Source organism: Pseudomonas sp. KNUC1026 (genome assembly GCF_021650705.1).
GTDB lineage: Bacteria > Pseudomonadota > Gammaproteobacteria > Pseudomonadales > Pseudomonadaceae > Aquipseudomonas.
This window is the reverse complement of record NZ_CP087138.1, coordinates 3812519-3828073: the sequence shown is the minus strand read 5'-3', so window position 1 is coordinate 3828073 and position 15555 is coordinate 3812519. Positions and strand designations below refer to the sequence as shown.

The following is a 15555-nucleotide window of genomic DNA, read 5'->3' as shown; positions in this document are numbered from 1 at the left end:
GTTATTTGAGAGTAAAGCGCATTAACTTTCTTAACCTTGCGCTGGTATCCGCAGGTGCAGGCATAGCCCGGGTTCGGCGCGGCTTGCCCAGAGCGTGCCGCCCTGCAGGGTGATGGCCTTGCGGGCGATGCTCAGGCCCAGCCCGAAGCCTTGGCCCTTGGCGCCATCGAGCCGCAGGTAAGGTTCGAAGATCCGTTCCAGGTCCTGCTCATCCACCCCGGGCCCTTGGTCGGTGACAGTCAGGTGCCAGAAATCGCGCTCGCGTTGGCCGGCCAGGCGCACCGTGCCGCCCTCGGGTGAGTGGCGCATGGCATTGCGCAGCAGGTTTTCCAGGGCCTGGGCAAAACTATCCAGGTGCACGCTCACTACGCATTGCTCATCCAGATCGCAGGGCAGGCGCTGCGCGGCCCAGCCCTGCTCGAAGCACGCATCAGCCACCAGCGCCTCCCAGACCGAGGCTACCACCACTGGCTCGGCTGCCAGTTGGGGGCGTTCAGTGTCCAGCCAGGCCAGGTTCAGCGAGTCGTCCACCAGCCGCTGCATGCTGTCGACCTCTTGGCCCAGGCGCTCGCGCAGGGCCGTTTCGCCCAGCGGGCTGTCACCGGCAATGCGCAGCCGCGCCAACGGCGTGCGGATTTCGTGGCTGAGGGTGCGCAGCAACTGCCGTTGTTGCGCCAGGCTTTGGCGCACGCGGATGGCCATATGTTCGAAGGCCTGAGCCAGTTCGCCCAGCTCGTCGCGGCGCCGCGCCAGATGGCCGCCGGCCGGGCTGTCGAGGTTGTCGGCGCGCAGAGCGTTGGCCCGCTCGCGCAGCTCGGCCAGCGGCGCCACCAGCAGGCGATACAGCAGCAGGCCCAATCCCAGCGCCAGCAGGCCTGGCACCACGCCATGGGTCAGGGCATAGGTGGTCATGGTCACCCCGGTGGGCAGCAGGCGCTCGGGCAATTGCAGCACCAGGCGGCCATCTTCGGGGTGGCGTGGGAAGTCGATGCTGACGAAGGGCAGCTCGTCCTTCAGGCGTTTGCTCATTGGCCAGTCGAGTTTGCGCATGAAGGTCAGGTGCGCCATCTCGTCATCGCTCAGCGCGGTGGCAGTGAGGCTTTGCAGGCGCGGGCCGAGCACGGCGGCCCAGGTATGCTCGCGAGCCTCGAGCGCCTGGCGCCAGCGCTCGAGGCCAGGCGGGCCCTGGTGGTCCCAGATGTCTTCGGCCTCGGCGGCATAGTCGGCCAGATACTGGCGCTCACTGGAGGACAGGAAATACGTGCTGCGCTCAACCTCCAACCCCCAGCTGTACAGCAGCCAGGCGAGCAGCAGGCAAAAGCCGACCTGCAGCAGAGCAAGCTTCCACAGCAGCGAGTGGCGGGTTTTCATTCAACAGGCCTTGAGAGTGAGCTGGTAGCCCTGATTGCGTATGGCCAGCAGCTGGAGGTCGGCACGGCCGATCTGGCCGAGCTTGCGCCGCAGGTTGCAGATGTGAACGTCCAGCCCGCGGTCGAGGCGAGTATAGGCGCGGTGCAGTACTTGCTGATAGAGAAAGGGTTTGCTCAGTGGGCTGCCCATGTGATCGCGCAGCACGCACAGCAGGCGGTATTCGGAGCGGGTCAGGCTGGCGCAGCGGCCTTGATGGCTGACGTCATGATTGTGCTCATCGAACGCCAGGCCAAGGCTGGGTGCCGGCGCGGGTGCCGGATGCAACGCCGCTCGGCGCAGCAGCGCGTCGATGCGCGCATCCAGCTCGGCCAGGCTGAACGGCTTGGGCAGGTAGTCGTCGGCGCCCTGGGTGAAGCCGGTAATGCGATCCTGCTCCGCACCGAGGGCCGACATCAGCATCACCGGCACGTTGCAGTTGCTGCGCAATTGGCGCAACAAGCCCAGGCCGTCGAGGCCAGGCAGCAGAATGTCGAGCAGGATCAGGTCGAACCGTTCGCTCGTCGCGAGCGCCAGCGCCTGTAGGCCATCACGGCATTGCCTCAGGCTGAACCGGCGGCGATACAGGTGTTCGCCCAGGGCAGCGCACAGCGTCGGGTCGTCTTCGACCAGCAGCAGGCGAGGGGTGGGGTGCTCAGGGCTATATGAGAATGGTTCACAGTGGCGGCAGTATCGCACCGGCCGCCGCCTTGGGCAATTCAGAGCATGCCCAGTTGCTCTTTTACCCCGCACCACGACATCCCGTGAGCACACGGCGAGCCATTGGCCAGGGCGACGCGAATCGCATCGACGTCGGCCTGCTCCAGGTACTCCACTGCATCGGTCATGTCGTCTTCGCTGCCGAAGCCGTTGTTCTGCATTTCAGCCAGCGCAGCCTCTCGGCTCCAGCCATCGAACGTGATGCGATACATCGCCGCGACGATGCCGGTGCGGTTGTTGCCGTGTTTGCAGTGGATCAGCACCGGGCCCTGGGCTTGCGCCGCGCGCACGGTACGCAAGGCTTGCAGGATTTCGTCGTCGGTCACCCGGTCGGCGTGCATGGGCTGGCTGTACAGGCGAATGCTCGGATCTTTGACCCACTCGCGGTCATCATCTTTGATGAAGCTGACCACGCTGCGAACTCCCAGCGCCTTGAGCTGCACGTCGCGGTCGTCGCTGGGCAGGCCGCTGCGGTAGAGCACCGGGCTCATCTGGAACAGGTTGATCGACGGGTCGACCGAGCGTGCCCATTCGGTGTGGTGGGCCGGGCCGGAAACCACCACGGGCGCGGCAGCCTGAGCACGTGAGCGGTGGTGGCCTGCCAGGCTTGCCCCAACCAAGGCAGCCACCAGCAAGGCGGCGATGGCAAGGAGCGGAGCACGGCGGCGGGTGAAGAAGGCGGTTGCCTGCATCGGCATGCTCCTGGCCAGTAAGTCGAAACGGCCGCGAGCATGCGGTGCAGCAGGTTGGGGAATAGTGAGTTGAATGTGAAAAAAACGTTTAGCGGCGAACCAGCATCACGCCCGCTTCCATGTGGTGCGTGTAGGGGAACTGGTCGAACAGCGCGCAACGCTCGATGCGATGGGTATCGTGCAATTGAGCGAGGTTGGCCGCCAACGTCTCCGGGTTGCAGGAGATATACAGAATGCGCTCGAAGCGACGCGCCAGTTCGCAGGTGTCCGGGTCCATGCCGGCGCGGGGCGGGTCGACGAAGATCGTCCCGAAATCGTAGCTTTTCAGGTCAATGCCTTCCAAACGACGGAAAGGGCGCACCTCGTTGAGTGCCTGGGTCAGCTCTTCGGCAGACAAGCGCACCAGCCGCACGTTCTCCACGCCGTTGTCGGCAAGGTTGTGCAGGGCGGCGTTCACGCTCGTCTTGCTGATCTCGGTGGCCAGCACCTGGCGCACGCGGGTGGCCAAGGGCAGGGTGAAGTTGCCATTGCCGCAGTAAAGCTCCAGCAGGTCGTCGCTGCGCTCGCCGAGCGCTTCGTATGCCCAGGTGAGCATCTTCTGGCACACCTGGCCATTGGGCTGGGTGAAGGCGCCTTCGGGTTGGCGGTAATGAAAGGGCCGGCCGGCAACGTCCAGGGTTTCGTTGGCGTAGTCGCGGCCTATCACTACCCGTTTGCCTTTGGAGCGGCCGATCAGGCTCACGCCCAACTGCTCGGCCAGCGGCCGCGCCGCCTGCTCCCAGGCCTCGTCCAGCGGGCGGTGGTAGCACAGGGTGATCATCGCATCGCCCGCGAGGGTGGTCAGGAACTCCACCTGGAACAGCTTGAAGCCCAACGCCGGGCCTGCCTGCCAGGCAGCTTTGAGCTGCGGCATCAGCGCATTGATCGCCTCGCTGGCGATGGGGAATTGCTCGATGAGGATGGGCGTGTGTTTCTCGCCCGGGGCGAACATGGCGTAGTGGCGCTGGTCGCCCTCGCGCCACAGGCGAAACTCCGCGCGCAGGCGATAGTGCTCGCGCGGCGAATCGAACACCTGCGCAGGTGGCGCGTCGAACGGCGCCAGCAGCTCGCGCAGGCGTTCGGCTTTCTCGCCAAGCTGCGCTTCGTAGTTGGCCGGGTTGAATGTATTGCCGCTCATGCGTTGAACCACCCCAGCTTGATCACGAACAGCACCGAAAGGATCACCAGCGCCGGGTTGAGCTCCCGCACCTTGCCGCTGGCCAGTTTCATCCCGGTCCAGGCGATGAAGCCGAAGGCGATGCCATTGGCGATCGAATACGTGAAGGGCATGGCCAGTGCAGTGGCGGCCACCGGAGCGGCTTCGGTGATGTCGTCCCAGTTGATTTCAGCCAGGCCCGACATCATCAGCACGGCCACGAACAACAGGGCTGGGGCGGTGGCGTAGGCTGGCACGCTATCGGCCAATGGCGAGAAGAACAGCGCCAGCAGGAACAGCACCGCCACCACACAGGCCGTAAGCCCGGTGCGCCCGCCCGCGCTCACGCCGGCGGCCGATTCGATGTAGCTGGTGGTGGTCGAGGTGCCCAGCAGCGAGCCGGCCATGGCAGCGGTGGAGTCGGCGATCAGTGCCCGGCCCATGTTCGGCATGTGGCCGTCCTTGCCCATCAGCCCGGCGCGTTTGGCAACGCCGATCAGGGTGCCGGAGTTGTCGAACAGGTCGACGAACAAAAAGGCAAAAATCACGCTCACCAGGCCGATGTCCAGCGCGCCCTTGATGTCGAGCTGCAGGAAGGTCGGTGCCAGTGACGGCGGCATGGAAGTCACGCCCTTGAACGGGCTGTAGCCCAGCAGGATCGAGACCACAGTGATCGCCAGGATGCCGATCAGCACCGCGCCGCGCACTCTGAGCGCTTCCAGCCCGACGATCATGATGAAGCCCAGCGCTGCCAGGATGGCGCCCGGTTGTTTCAGGTCACCCAGGCCCACCAGGGTGGCAGGGTTGTCGACCACGATGCCGGCGTTCTGCAGTGCGATCAACGCCAGGAACAGGCCGATGCCGGCGGCGATGGCGGAGCGCAGTGGCAGCGGGATGCTGTTGACGATCCACTCGCGTATACGCAGCACCGACAGCAGGAAAAAGCACACCGCCGAGATGAATACTGCTCCCAGCGCCACCTGCCAGGTATGGCCCATGTGCAGCACCACGGTGTAGGTGAAGAAGGCGTTCAGGCCCATGCCCGGTGCCAGGGCGATCGGGTAGTTGGCGATCAGGCCCATCACGGCCGAGCCGATGGCGGCAGCCAGGCACGTGGCGACGAACAGCGCGCCTTTGTCCATGCCGGTGCTGCCCAGGATGCTGGGGTTTACGAACAGGATGTAGGCCATGGCCAGGAAGGTGGTCAGCCCGGCAAGGATTTCGGTGCGCACGTTGGTGCCGTGCGCGTTGAGTTTGAACAGCCTTTCGAGCATGCCCGTTCTCCGGAGGGTGATGAGGTTTCGCCGCAAGCGAAGCACAGCCTGTGCCAGGGGGCGAAAAAGCCGCGCATGATAGCAAAAGGTGGAAGCTGCGAGCCGCCGGCCGTAAGAAAAAGCGGGCGGTGTTAGCGGCGCCCGTTGCATGTCGCCCGTCGCCCGTTACACGTCGCCCGGCAAGCCGGCCTCCCACTTCAAAACCATTGCAGATCATCGAGTGGGAGGGCGGCTTGCCGCGCGACGCTCTTCTGAAGAGCAATCAAGCAGTCAAAGCATTAGGGCAGGCCACCCCGTGCGCAAAACACCGCAAATTCCCCAGTGTGGTCTCGGCGATCTGCTCCAGCGCCTCGACTGTGAAAAACCCTTGGTGCCCGGTAATGAGCACATTCGGAAAGCTCATCAACCTCAGGAACACCTCATCCTCGATCCGGTCACTGGAGAGGTCCTGGAAAAACAGCTGGTTCTCCTGCTCGTACACATCGATCGCCAACGCCCCAGATGGCGCGTTTTCAGGGCGTCGATCACCGCCTGGGTGTCGATCAGTGCACCGCGCGAAGTATTGACCAGCATCGCGCCCGGCTTCATCGCCGCCAGCGCCGCCGCCCCGATCAGGTGGCGGGTGCTGCTGCTGAGCGGGCAGTGCAGCGTAACCACATCGGCATGCTCCAGCAGCGCCGGCAGCGGCACGTAGTTGCCCAGGGCCTGAAAGGCCTCGGCAGGGTAGGGGTCATAGCCCAGCACGCGGCAGCCGAAGCCTTTGAGAATACGCGCCACCGCCAGGCCGATCTGACCGGTGCCGATGACACCCACCGTCTTGCCATGCAGGTTGAAGCCCTGCAGCCCTTCGAGCATGAAGTTGCCTTCGCGCACGCGGTTGTAGGCCCGGTGGATGCGCCGGTTCAGCCCCATGATCAGTGCCAGGGTGTGCTCGGCCACCGCTTCGGGGAGTAGGCCGGCACGCGCGCCACGAACAGCCCGATGCGCTGGGCGTGCTCCAGATCGAGCTGGTTGAAGCCCGCGCAGCGCAGCAGAATGGCGCGCACGCCGTAGGCTTTGAGCGCGTCCAGCACGCCCGCATCGAGGGTGTCGTTGACGAAGGCGCACACCGCGTCGAAGCCTTCGGCCAGTGCCACGGTGTCGTGGTCCAGCGCCGCAGGCAGGTAAGTCACGCTCAGGCCGTCCCGAGCGTATTCGCAAGCCAGGGCGTGCTCGAAGCTGCGCACGTCATAAGGCTGAGTGCTGAACAGGGCAAGTTTCATCGGGCCGTCCTCAGATTGAATACCCGCTCAAGCCTAACCCAGCCTGCACAGCGCGCTATTGACCTGGCGCGGGCCGGTGCATGTGGTCGCGCTGGGCAAGGCTGGGGAACAGCTTGATCCAGGTACCGCACACCACAAGGGTGCCGACGCCGCCCAGCACCACCGCCGGCACCGTGCCGAACCAGTGCGCGGTAGCGCCGGACTCGAACTCGCCCAACTGGTTGGAGGCGCCGATGAACAGCCCGTTGACCGCGCTCACCCGGCCGCGCATTTCATCAGGGGTTTCCAGCTGCACGAAGGCGCCGCGAATCACCATGCTGATCATGTCCGCCGCGCCCAGCACTGCCAGCACCAGCAACGAGAACCAGAACGAGGTCGACAGCCCGAAGGCGATGGTCGCTACACCGAAAACGCCCACACCGGTGAACATGATCCGCCCGACGTTGCGCTCGATAGGAAAGCGCGAAAGCCAGAACGACATCAACAGCGCGCCCACCGCTGGCGCTGAGCGCAGCATGCCCAGGCCCCAGGGGCCTGTGAGCAGGATGTCGCGGGCGAACACCGGCAACAGCGCGGTGGCGCCGCCCGATGGCACAGCGAACAGGTCCAGCGAGATGGCGCCGAGGATGTCCGGGCGGCTGCGGATGAAGCGGATGCCGGCAAGCAGCGAGTCCAGCGTGGCCTTGCCGACGGTATTTATCCCCTCCCGCGCCGGCAGGCTCGAAACCAGGCCGATGGCCAGCAGGTAAAGCGCGGCCGAAGGGGCGTAAACCCACACACTGCCCAGGGCATAGAGAAAGCCGCCCAACGCCGGCGCGACGATAGTGGCCGCCTGCATGGCAGAAGCCGAAGCCGCCACCGCGCGCGGGAACAGCCCCGCGGGCACGATGTTCGGCAGCAGGGCCTGCGTGGTGGGCATTTCGAACGCTCGTGCGCTGCCAAGGCAGAAGGCCATGAGGAAGATCAGATTACGCGTGACGCTGTCGTTCAGGCTGCACAGCACCAGCGTGAGTGCCACCAACGCCTGCAAGAACTGGCAGATGGCCGCAACCCGGCGACGGTCGTAGCGGTCGGCCACATGCCCGGTGTGCAGCATGAACAGCACCCGCGGCGCGAACTCGACCAGCCCCACCAGGCCCAGGTCGAGCACGTTGCTGGTCAGCTCGTACAGGTGCCAGCCGATCGCCACCGTGAGCATTTGAAAGGCGCTGGCAGTGCAAACGCGAGCCAGCCAGAAAGCCAGGAACGGGCGGTGGTGCCGCAAGAGCGTGGGCGAAGCCATGGGCGCGATGACAGCCGTGTGAACATAGAAGGGTGCGGCGAGCGTAGCACTTGTCTGTTTCAGAAAGTTACTTGGCTAACGAATTTTTCACTTTGTAAAGGCGGTGAGGCAACGTGCCGCGCGTCGATCCACCACATAAACCTGCGCACGTGATGGGTCTACTCTTGCTCTACGCATTGACCTGGATCAATGCCCTTGCCTGAGAGGAGCCACCCATGTTCGGTTTAGAGGCCCTAGATCTCGCCCGAATGCAATTCGCCTTCACTGTGTCGTTTCACATTCTCTTCCCTGCCATCACCATCGGCCTCGCCAGCTTCCTGGCCGTGCTCGAAGGGCTGTGGCTGAAAACCCATGAGCAGGTCTATCGCGACCTCTATCACTTCTGGTCGAAGATCTTCGCCGTGAACTTCGGCATGGGCGTGGTCTCGGGCCTGGTCATGGCTTACGAATTCGGCACCAACTGGGGCGGCTTCTCTGACTTTGCCGGCGCTGTCACCGGGCCCTTGCTCACCTATGAAGTGCTCACTGCGTTCTTCCTGGAAGCGGGCTTTCTGGGCGTGATGCTGTTCGGCTGGAACCGCGTGGGGCGAGGGCTGCACTTCTTCGCAACCGTCATGGTCGCCATCGGCACCCTGATCTCGACCTTCTGGATTCTCTCTTCCAACAGCTGGATGCAGACCCCTCAGGGCTACCAGATCGTCGATGGCCGGGTGATCCCGGTGGATTGGTTCGCGGTGGTGTTCAACCCATCGTTCCCTTATCGCTTGATGCACATGGCGATCGCCGCCTTCGTGGCCACGGCGTTTTTCGTGGGCGCTTCGGCGGCCTGGCACTTGCTGCGTGGCCGCGACAACCCGGCAGTGCGCAAGATGTTCTCGATGGCCATGTGGATGGCGCTGCTGGTGGCACCGGTACAGGCATTCGTCGGCGACATGCACGGCTTGAACACCCTGGAGCACCAACCGGCCAAGATCGCGGCCATCGAAGGCCACTGGGAAAACGTGCCCGGCGAGCCCAGCCCGTTGATCCTGTTCGGCTGGCCCGACATGAAAGCCGAAAAAACCCGCTTTGCGCTGGAGGTGCCCTACCTGGGCAGCCTGATCCTGACTCACAGCCTCGACCGGCAGATCCCGGCGCTCAAGTCGTTCCCGCCTGAGGACCGGCCCAATTCCACCGTCGTGTTCTGGTCGTTCCGAGTGATGGTGGGCCTTGGCCTGCTGATGATCGCCGTGGGTGTGGTCAGCGCCTGGCTACGCTGGCGCGGCACGCTTTACAGCTGCAAGCCCTTCTTGCGCGTGGCGCTGTGGATGGGGCCGGCAGGGCTCGTCGCCATTCTCGCGGGTTGGTTCACCACCGAGATCGGCCGCCAGCCGTGGGTGGTCTACGGCCTGATGCGCACCGCCGATGCTTCCTCCAACCACGATGCGGTGCAGATGAGCATCACGCTCGTGCTGTTCGTGCTGGTGTATTTCTCGCTGTTCGGGGTGGGCTTTGGCTACATGATGCGCCTGGTGCGCAAAGGGCCCAAAGCGCACGAAGGCGATGCGCAGGGTAGCGGTGGCCCGGGCCAGGCCCGTACACCGGCACGGCCGATTTCCGCCAGCCATGAACACAAGGAGGCCTGAGCCATGGGCGTCGATCTTTCGCTGATCTGGGCGGTGATCATCATCTTCGGGGTGATGATGTATGTGGTGATGGACGGGTTCGACCTGGGCATCGGGATTCTCTTCCCGTTCGTCAAGGCCGAGGCCGACCGCGATGTGATGATGAACACCGTCGCGCCTGTATGGGACGGCAACGAGACCTGGCTGGTGCTGGGCGGAGCAGCGCTGTTCGGCGCCTTCCCGCTGGCCTATTCGGTGGTGCTCTCGGCGCTGTACCTGCCGCTGATCTTCATGCTGATGGGGCTGATCTTCCGCGGCGTGGCCTTCGAGTTCCGCTTCAAGGCCCGCGCCAACAAGCGCCACATCTGGGACAAGGCGTTCATCGGCGGCTCGCTGACCGCAACCTTCTTCCAGGGCGTGGCGCTGGGCGCGTTCATCGATGGCATCCCGGTGGTCGAGCGCCATTACGCGGGCCCGGCGCTGGGCTGGCTGACGCCGTTCTCGCTGTTTTGCGGCCTGGGCCTGATCGTGGCCTACGCGCTGTTGGGCAGCACCTGGCTGATCATGAAAACCACCGGCCCGTTGCAGGCGCGCATGCACCAGGTCACCCGGCCTTTACTGCTGGTGTTGCTGGCGGTGATCGGCATCGTCAGCCTGTGGACGCCGCTGGCCCACGGCGACATCGCGCAGCGCTGGTTCAGCCTGCCCAACCTGTTCTGGTTCCTGCCGGTGCCGCTGCTGGTGCTGGCAACCGTGGCCGGGCTGTGGGTGAGTGTGGGGCGCGGCGCCAACTACTCGCCGTTCCTGCTCACGCTGGCGCTGATTTTCCTCGGCTACAGCGGGCTGGGCATCAGCCTGTGGCCGCATATCATCCCGCCGTCCATCACCATCTGGGATGCCGCGTCACCGCCGCAAAGCCAGGGCTTCATGCTGGTGGGCACGTTGTTCATCCTGCCGTTCATTCTCGGCTACACCTTCTGGAGCTACTACGTGTTCCGCGGCAAGGTGAGCGCCGAAGACGGCTACCACTGAGGTGCCGGCCATGGTCGAACAGACGAAAAAGCCCCTGTGGCAGCGGCTGGGCTGGCTGGCGCTGATCTGGCTGGGCAGCGTAGTGAGCCTGGCGGTGGTTGCCGGCCTGATCCGCCTGCTGATGTCGGCGGCAGGCATGCGTACACACTGAGCCGAAGCGCCGTACCTGACACATCTGCCAGTTATGCACACGGGCGCGAGCACTTAGGCTTGCCTGAGTTCTCTGCCCTGTGAGCAACCCGATGGTCGCGCGCTCCTCCTTCCTGCGTTATGCCTGCATTGGCATGGCCAACACCCTGCTGCACGCTGGTGCCTTCTTCGCCCTGGTTTACCTGGCGCAGGCCAGCCAGTCACTGGGCAACACCCTGGCGTTCCTGTTCGCCGCCACCTTCAGCTACCTGGCCAACGGGCGCTTCACTTTCGAATCGCCGCGATCAGCCAGCGGGTACTTCATGTTCCTGGGGTTCATGGGCCTGTTGGCCTGGAGCACTGGCCACCTGGCGCAGCGCCTCCAATGGCCACCCTTGGCAACGTTCTGCACATTCAGCCTGCTCAGTCTGTTCGTGGGTTACACGTTCTCCCGCTACCTGGTGTACCGGCCCAGGTGCCGGCCATGCTGATTTCACTGATCGTCCCGGTCTACAACGAACGCGACGCGATCCCGCTGTTCTACGCGGCAGCGATCACGATGGCCCAGCGCCAGGCCTTCGACCTGGAGCTGGTATTCGTCGACGACGGCAGCGACGACGAAAGCGAAGCGTTGATACAGGCGTTGGTGGCTCAGGATGAACGGGTGGTGCTGATCAGCCTGAGCCGCAACTTCGGCAAGGAGTCGGCCTTGCTGGCGGGCCTGGAACACTGCCTGGGCGATGCTGCCATCCCCATCGATGTGGATTTGCAGGACCCGGTCGAGCTGGTGCCGCGCTTGGTCGAGTGCTGGCTCGCCGGGGCTGACGTGGTGCTGGCCAAGCGGGTCGACCGGCGCGCCGATGGCTGGCTCAAGCGGGTGACCGCACGGGGCTTTTATCGAGTGCTCAACGCCCTCAGCCAGAACCGTTTCGAAGAAGACGTCGGCGACTTTCGACTGCTCTCGCGCAAGACCGTCGAGCAGATCAAGGCCATGCCCGAGCGCAACCTTTATATGAAGGGCTTGATGCAATGGGTGGGCGGGCATCAGGCCATCGTCGAATATACCCGTCCCTCCCGCGCGGCGGGCACCTCCAAGTTCAATGGCTGGAAGCTGTGGAACCTGGCGCTCCAGGGCATCACATCGTTTTCGACCTTGCCCTTGAGGGTGTGGACCTACATTGGCATCGCCGTCGCGTGTTCGGCCTTGCTGTTCGGGGGCTGGATAGTCTTCAAGACTCTGATGTGGGGCAACCCTGTGGCGGGTTATCCCTCATTGATGACGGCGCTGTTGTTCCTGGGCGGTGTGCAACTGATCGGCATCGGTGTGCTGGGCGAGTACGTCGGGCGTATCTACACCGAAACTCAGTCGCGGCCGCGCTATATCGTCGATCACATCGACCCTGGCCAGCGCCGCAGCCCGAGTGGCGAACCCTCGGCCGACAAGCCATGAGCGCTCGGTGGATGGGCCAACTGGTGCACCGACAGTTGCGGCCGGCACAGGCCGGTTGGCTGTTCTGCGCGGCACTGATGCTCTACAGCCTGCCGCTGCTGATCAACAACTACCCCTACATCGACGACAACGCCCGAGCCTTGACGACCTCGACCGTCTGGGGCGAGGAGGGCCGGCTGCTGGGTAACTGGTTGCTCAGTGCCTTGAGTGCCACCACTGTGGCGCCGGATATCTTCCCGCTGACCCTGTTCGCTGGGCTGCTGGCCATGGCCTGGGCCATGCAGCGCCTGGCGCGGCGCTGGTTCGGCAGGCCCACGCCAATGCAGTGCGCGATCCTGTTGCCGCTCTGGTACAACCCCTTCTACCTGCAGGTGCTGTCCTACCACTACGACTGCTTCACCGTGAGCTCCGGCATCGCATTGACGGTGTGGGCCATCAGCCATCGAAGCCGATCGCTTGTGCTGCGATGGGTGGTGCCTGGCCTGCTGCTGGGGGCTGCCCTGAGCACCCATCAACTGACCCTGAACGTGTTCCTCGGCCTTGCGTGCGTGGATGTACTGGCTCGCGCCATGCGCCAGGCCAATGGCAAGCGCTTGTTGAAGTTGGCAGGGCGGCACGCGCTGGTGGCAATGGCTGGCTGTGCGCTCTATGGCATCACCGGTTATCAGAGCTTGACGCGTGACCGTGGCGGTTTGGTGCTGGGGCCGCCACAGGAGTGGGTGACGAGGGCGGGCCTGATCGCGGAGCGGCTTGCCGGTTTTCTCAACCCGGTGAGCACGGTGGTGTTTTCTGTGCTGGCGCTTGGCGCGCTGGTGGGGCTTGCGGTCATCATGGCGCGCGGTAGTCGGCGCCCGCAGCCGGGGCTGTTCATCAGCCTGTGCCTGCTGGCGGTGCTGGGTGCGAGCCTTTCGGTCGGCGGCTTGCTGCTGCTGGTGAGTGACATCCGCAACAACCTCGGAGCGCGCGCTCTGATGGGGTTCTCTCCCTGGCTGGTGGGCCTGTTTCTGCTGGCGTATGTCGGGTTCGAGCGCCTTCGCCAGGCACTGGTGCTGCTGCTGTTGCCGGCGCTGTGGTGTTTCCTGGCCTTCGCCTACGCGCATGGCCAGGTGATGCACGCCAAGCAGAGCCTTGAGCAGTTCACCCGCACGCTGCTGGGCGCAGACTTGCTGGCCCAGCCTCAGGTGCAAGCCAGCCGCGAGATCGTCATCCTTCGCGAGGGTAATGGCCCGTTGTTCACCCCCAGCTGCATCGGCAAGGCCTGGCCGGCGATGGACTATATCTTCGGCAACCATTACCTGATGCTGCCCGAGCAATTGACGCCCTGGGGTTTTGAAACGGTACGCCTGCGCTATCGCTACACCGTGCCGGAACTCGGCGAGCCGCTGCTGGTGCGGCCCTGGTATCGCATTTACGTGCAGGGCGAAGTGGCGTACGTGCGCTTCACCGTGAAACCTGCGCCAGTGGAGTGCCGGATGCAATGAGCGCCAGGCTTACTTGTAGGCCAGCAGCACCACGAACTTGGGGTTGGCCGCAACCTGCTCCACGCCTCGGAACAGCCGCGCCAGCTTGGTGTGGTAACCCAGGTGCCGATTACCCACGATCAGCAGGCCGCCTCCCGGTACCAGTGCTTCACGCGCCTGCTGGAACATCCGCCAGGCGAGGAAGTCACCCACCACTTGCTGCTGGTGAAACGGCGGGTTGCACAACACCATTTCAAGCGATGCGGCGGGTTGCCCGGCCAGGCCGTCGGCAGCCCGAAACGTGGCTGGGCGCTCACCAAGTGCTGCCTGCCAGTTCTCCCTAGCCGATTGCACGGCCATGAAAGACTCGTCCACCAGCGTGAACTGAGCCTCCGGGTTGGCCAGGGCTGTGGCGATCGCCAGCACGCCATTGCCGCAGCCCAGGTCGGCTACTCGTGATTCACCCAGGTTGCGCGGCAGGTGCGGCAACAGCGCACGGGTGCCGATGTCCAGCCCCTCGCGGCAGAACACGTTGGCGTGGTTGACCAGTTCCAGCGCGGGCTTGTCGAGGCTGTAACGGGTCGGGTAGGGCGAGCGCTCCTGCTCCCGAGGCACGTAGCGCGAAGCCAGCAAACGGGCCTTCTTGACGGCCAGCGATGCCTGCATCGGGCCGATCAGGTCTTCGAGCAACTGCCCGGCCGAGCGCGGCAAATGCTTGATCATGCCGCCGGCCACCACCATCGCGCCTGGCTTGAGGTGCGCCTGCAGCCGAATGAGCTGCTCCTCCAGCAGCGCCAGCGCCTTGGGCACCTTGACCAGCACATGGTCGAACAGGCCGTCGAAGGGCGCGCTGGCCGGGAGCACTTCCAAGGCATCGAACGCCCGGCCGTTGCGGATGAGGTTCTTGCCCAGGGCGATGGTGGCCAGGTACGAGTCACCACTGCTGACGACCTCGAAATGCCCCATCAGGCTTGCGCCCAGCGCACCGAAACTGTCGTTGAGCACCAGCACCCGGGCGCTCGGCGGCAGGTTTTGCTCGGCCAGGTGAGCGAGCAGGTACTCGTCCGCCGCGTCGAACGCGAACAACGGCTCATCGGCCATCTCGGGGTGGCGGATCAGGTCGAGGGAGGCGAAGGGGCTGGAAAAGACGGGCATCGAGGCGAGCTCAAAACGGGCGAACGCGGATTTTACGAGGTTTTGCCCGATGCCACTACAAAGCGCCGGTGTTTGTCGACGGCCGATTGCGCCACACTAGGCGCCTTGTTCCCGGAGGCCCCATGAGCGACGAGAAATTCACCCGGCAAACCCTGCTCGACGTGCAGACGCTGACTCCCAGCCTGTTCACCCTGCGCACCACCCGCGATAAGGGGTTTCGCTTTCGCGCCGGGCAGTTCGCGCGCCTGGGCGTGACCAAGGCTGACGGCAGCGTGGTGTGGCGTGCCTACTCGATGGTGTCGTCGCCGCACGATGAATTTCTCGAATTCTTCTCCATCGTGGTGCCTGGGGGGAGTTCACCAGCGAACTCTCGCGGCTCAAGCCGGGAGACGAATTGCTGATCGACCGCCAGGCGTTCGGCTTCCTCACGCTGGACCGCTTCGGCGACGGTCGCGACCTGTGGATGCTGGCCACCGGCACTGGCATCGCGCCGTTTCTGTCGATCCTGCAGGACTTCGAGGCATGGGAGCGGTTCGATCGCCTGCTGCTGGTGTACAGCGCGCGCGAAGGCAAGGAGCTGGCCTATCGCAATCTGATTGCAGGCCTTGAACAACGCGACTACCTGGTCGAGTACGCTGGCAAGTTGCAGTTCATCCCCTGCGTGAGCCGCGAGCAGTACCCCGGCGCGCTGGAGGGGCGCATCACCACCCTCATCGAAAACGGCGGCCTCGAAGCCGCCGCTGGCGTGGCGCTAAGCCCCGAACACTCCCGGGTAATGATTTGCGGCAACCCACAGATGATCGAAGACACCCGCGGCTTGCTCAAAACCCGTGACATGCAACTGGCCCTGAGCCGCAGGCCAGGGCAGGTAGCGGTCGAAAACTATTGGTAGG

Annotated in this window: 13 protein-coding genes and 2 pseudogenes; 7 read left to right on the top strand and 8 right to left on the bottom strand. The window is 64.5% G+C overall.

Annotation, left to right across the window (positions count from 1 at the left end):
• Positions 1-30: 30 nt before the first annotated feature.
• From LN139_RS17980 to LN139_RS17950, 7 genes and pseudogenes are all read right to left on the bottom strand, one after another.
• Positions 31-1371 carry a HAMP domain-containing sensor histidine kinase gene (locus LN139_RS17980; RefSeq protein ID WP_236355452.1) on the bottom strand — a complete coding sequence of 447 codons (1341 nt, stop codon included), beginning with the start codon at positions 1369-1371 and terminating at the stop codon, positions 31-33.
• A complete protein-coding gene (locus tag LN139_RS17975) occupies positions 1372-2106 on the bottom strand; it encodes a response regulator transcription factor (RefSeq protein ID WP_236355451.1) in 735 nt (244 codons plus the stop codon).
• A gap of 20 nt (positions 2107-2126) precedes the next feature.
• Positions 2127-2819 carry a dual specificity protein phosphatase family protein gene (locus tag LN139_RS17970; protein ID WP_236355450.1) on the bottom strand — a complete coding sequence of 231 codons (693 nt, stop codon included), beginning with the start codon at positions 2817-2819 and terminating at the stop codon, positions 2127-2129.
• A gap of 88 nt (positions 2820-2907) precedes the next feature.
• The gene (gene trmA / locus LN139_RS17965; protein WP_236355449.1) at positions 2908-3996 is read right to left on the bottom strand and encodes a tRNA (uridine(54)-C5)-methyltransferase TrmA; all 1089 of its coding nucleotides are present in this window, start codon (positions 3994-3996) and stop codon (positions 2908-2910) included.
• Positions 3993-5288 (bottom strand): NCS2 family permease, encoded by a 1296-nt coding sequence (locus tag LN139_RS17960; protein ID WP_236355448.1) that lies wholly within the window; start codon positions 5286-5288, stop codon positions 3993-3995. Before LN139_RS17960 ends, trmA begins: the two co-directional genes overlap by 4 nt.
• A 262-nt stretch (positions 5289-5550) precedes the next feature.
• Positions 5551-6550, bottom strand: a pseudogene (locus LN139_RS17955) (2-hydroxyacid dehydrogenase).
• Between the two features lie 55 nt (positions 6551-6605).
• A complete protein-coding gene (locus LN139_RS17950) occupies positions 6606-7832 on the bottom strand; it encodes an MFS transporter (RefSeq protein WP_236355447.1) in 1227 nt (408 codons plus the stop codon).
• Between the two features lie 215 nt (positions 7833-8047).
• Between LN139_RS17950 and LN139_RS17945 the strand changes: the two genes are divergently transcribed.
• The 6 genes from LN139_RS17945 to LN139_RS17920 all read left to right on the top strand — a co-directional run bounded on the left by LN139_RS17945 (position 8048) and on the right by LN139_RS17920 (position 13528).
• Positions 8048-9457 carry a cytochrome ubiquinol oxidase subunit I gene (locus LN139_RS17945; RefSeq protein ID WP_236355446.1) on the top strand — a complete coding sequence of 470 codons (1410 nt, stop codon included), beginning with the start codon at positions 8048-8050 and terminating at the stop codon, positions 9455-9457.
• Between the two features lie 3 nt (positions 9458-9460).
• Complete coding sequence (cydB, locus tag LN139_RS17940; protein ID WP_236355445.1) at positions 9461-10468, top strand: cytochrome d ubiquinol oxidase subunit II; 1008 nt, start codon at positions 9461-9463, stop codon at positions 10466-10468.
• A 10-nt stretch (positions 10469-10478) separates the two neighbouring features.
• Positions 10479-10619 carry a DUF2474 domain-containing protein gene (locus LN139_RS17935; protein WP_236355444.1) on the top strand — a complete coding sequence of 47 codons (141 nt, stop codon included), beginning with the start codon at positions 10479-10481 and terminating at the stop codon, positions 10617-10619.
• A 91-nt stretch (positions 10620-10710) separates the two neighbouring features.
• A complete protein-coding gene (locus LN139_RS17930; RefSeq protein ID WP_236355443.1) occupies positions 10711-11088 on the top strand; it encodes a GtrA family protein in 378 nt (125 codons plus the stop codon).
• Positions 11082-12047 (top strand): glycosyltransferase family 2 protein, encoded by a 966-nt coding sequence (locus LN139_RS17925; protein ID WP_236355442.1) that lies wholly within the window; start codon positions 11082-11084, stop codon positions 12045-12047. The genes LN139_RS17930 and LN139_RS17925 overlap by 7 nt, the downstream gene beginning before the upstream one ends.
• Positions 12044-13528: a glucosyltransferase domain-containing protein gene (locus tag LN139_RS17920; RefSeq protein WP_236355441.1), complete on the top strand. Its 1485-nt coding sequence runs from the start codon at positions 12044-12046 to the stop codon at positions 13526-13528. The genes LN139_RS17925 and LN139_RS17920 overlap by 4 nt, the downstream gene beginning before the upstream one ends.
• A 9-nt stretch (positions 13529-13537) precedes the next feature.
• On the opposite strand, the gene LN139_RS17915 is transcribed toward LN139_RS17920, so the two are convergent.
• Entirely contained in the window at positions 13538-14662 is a 1125-nt protein-coding gene (locus LN139_RS17915) for a methyltransferase (protein ID WP_236355440.1), read from the bottom strand.
• 122 nt (positions 14663-14784) lie between these two features.
• Between LN139_RS17915 and LN139_RS17910 the strand changes: the two are divergent.
• Positions 14785-15554: pseudogene (locus LN139_RS17910) on the top strand (ferredoxin--NADP reductase).
• Position 15555: the final 1 nt, after the last annotated feature.

Bases quoted from the DNA above. Each gene is read 5' to 3' on its own strand.
- LN139_RS17980 (WP_236355452.1), bottom strand. From the start codon at position 1,371: ATGAAAACCCGCCACTCGCTGCTGTGGAAGCTTGCTCTGCTGCAGGTC.
- LN139_RS17970 (WP_236355450.1), bottom strand. From the start codon at position 2,819: ATGCAGGCAACCGCCTTCTTCACCCGCCGCCGTGCTCCGCTCCTTGCC.
- trmA (WP_236355449.1), bottom strand. From the start codon at position 3,996: ATGAGCGGCAATACATTCAACCCGGCCAACTACGAAGCGCAGCTTGGC.
- LN139_RS17960 (WP_236355448.1), bottom strand. From the start codon at position 5,288: ATGCTCGAAAGGCTGTTCAAACTCAACGCGCACGGCACCAACGTGCGC.
- LN139_RS17950 (WP_236355447.1), bottom strand. From the start codon at position 7,832: ATGGCTTCGCCCACGCTCTTGCGGCACCACCGCCCGTTCCTGGCTTTC.
- LN139_RS17945 (WP_236355446.1), top strand. From the start codon at position 8,048: ATGTTCGGTTTAGAGGCCCTAGATCTCGCCCGAATGCAATTCGCCTTC.
- cydB (WP_236355445.1), top strand. From the start codon at position 9,461: ATGGGCGTCGATCTTTCGCTGATCTGGGCGGTGATCATCATCTTCGGG.
- LN139_RS17935 (WP_236355444.1), top strand. From the start codon at position 10,479: ATGGTCGAACAGACGAAAAAGCCCCTGTGGCAGCGGCTGGGCTGGCTG.
- LN139_RS17930 (WP_236355443.1), top strand. From the start codon at position 10,711: ATGGTCGCGCGCTCCTCCTTCCTGCGTTATGCCTGCATTGGCATGGCC.
- LN139_RS17925 (WP_236355442.1), top strand. From the start codon at position 11,082: ATGCTGATTTCACTGATCGTCCCGGTCTACAACGAACGCGACGCGATC.
- LN139_RS17920 (WP_236355441.1), top strand. From the start codon at position 12,044: ATGAGCGCTCGGTGGATGGGCCAACTGGTGCACCGACAGTTGCGGCCG.
- LN139_RS17915 (WP_236355440.1), bottom strand. From the start codon at position 14,662: ATGCCCGTCTTTTCCAGCCCCTTCGCCTCCCTCGACCTGATCCGCCAC.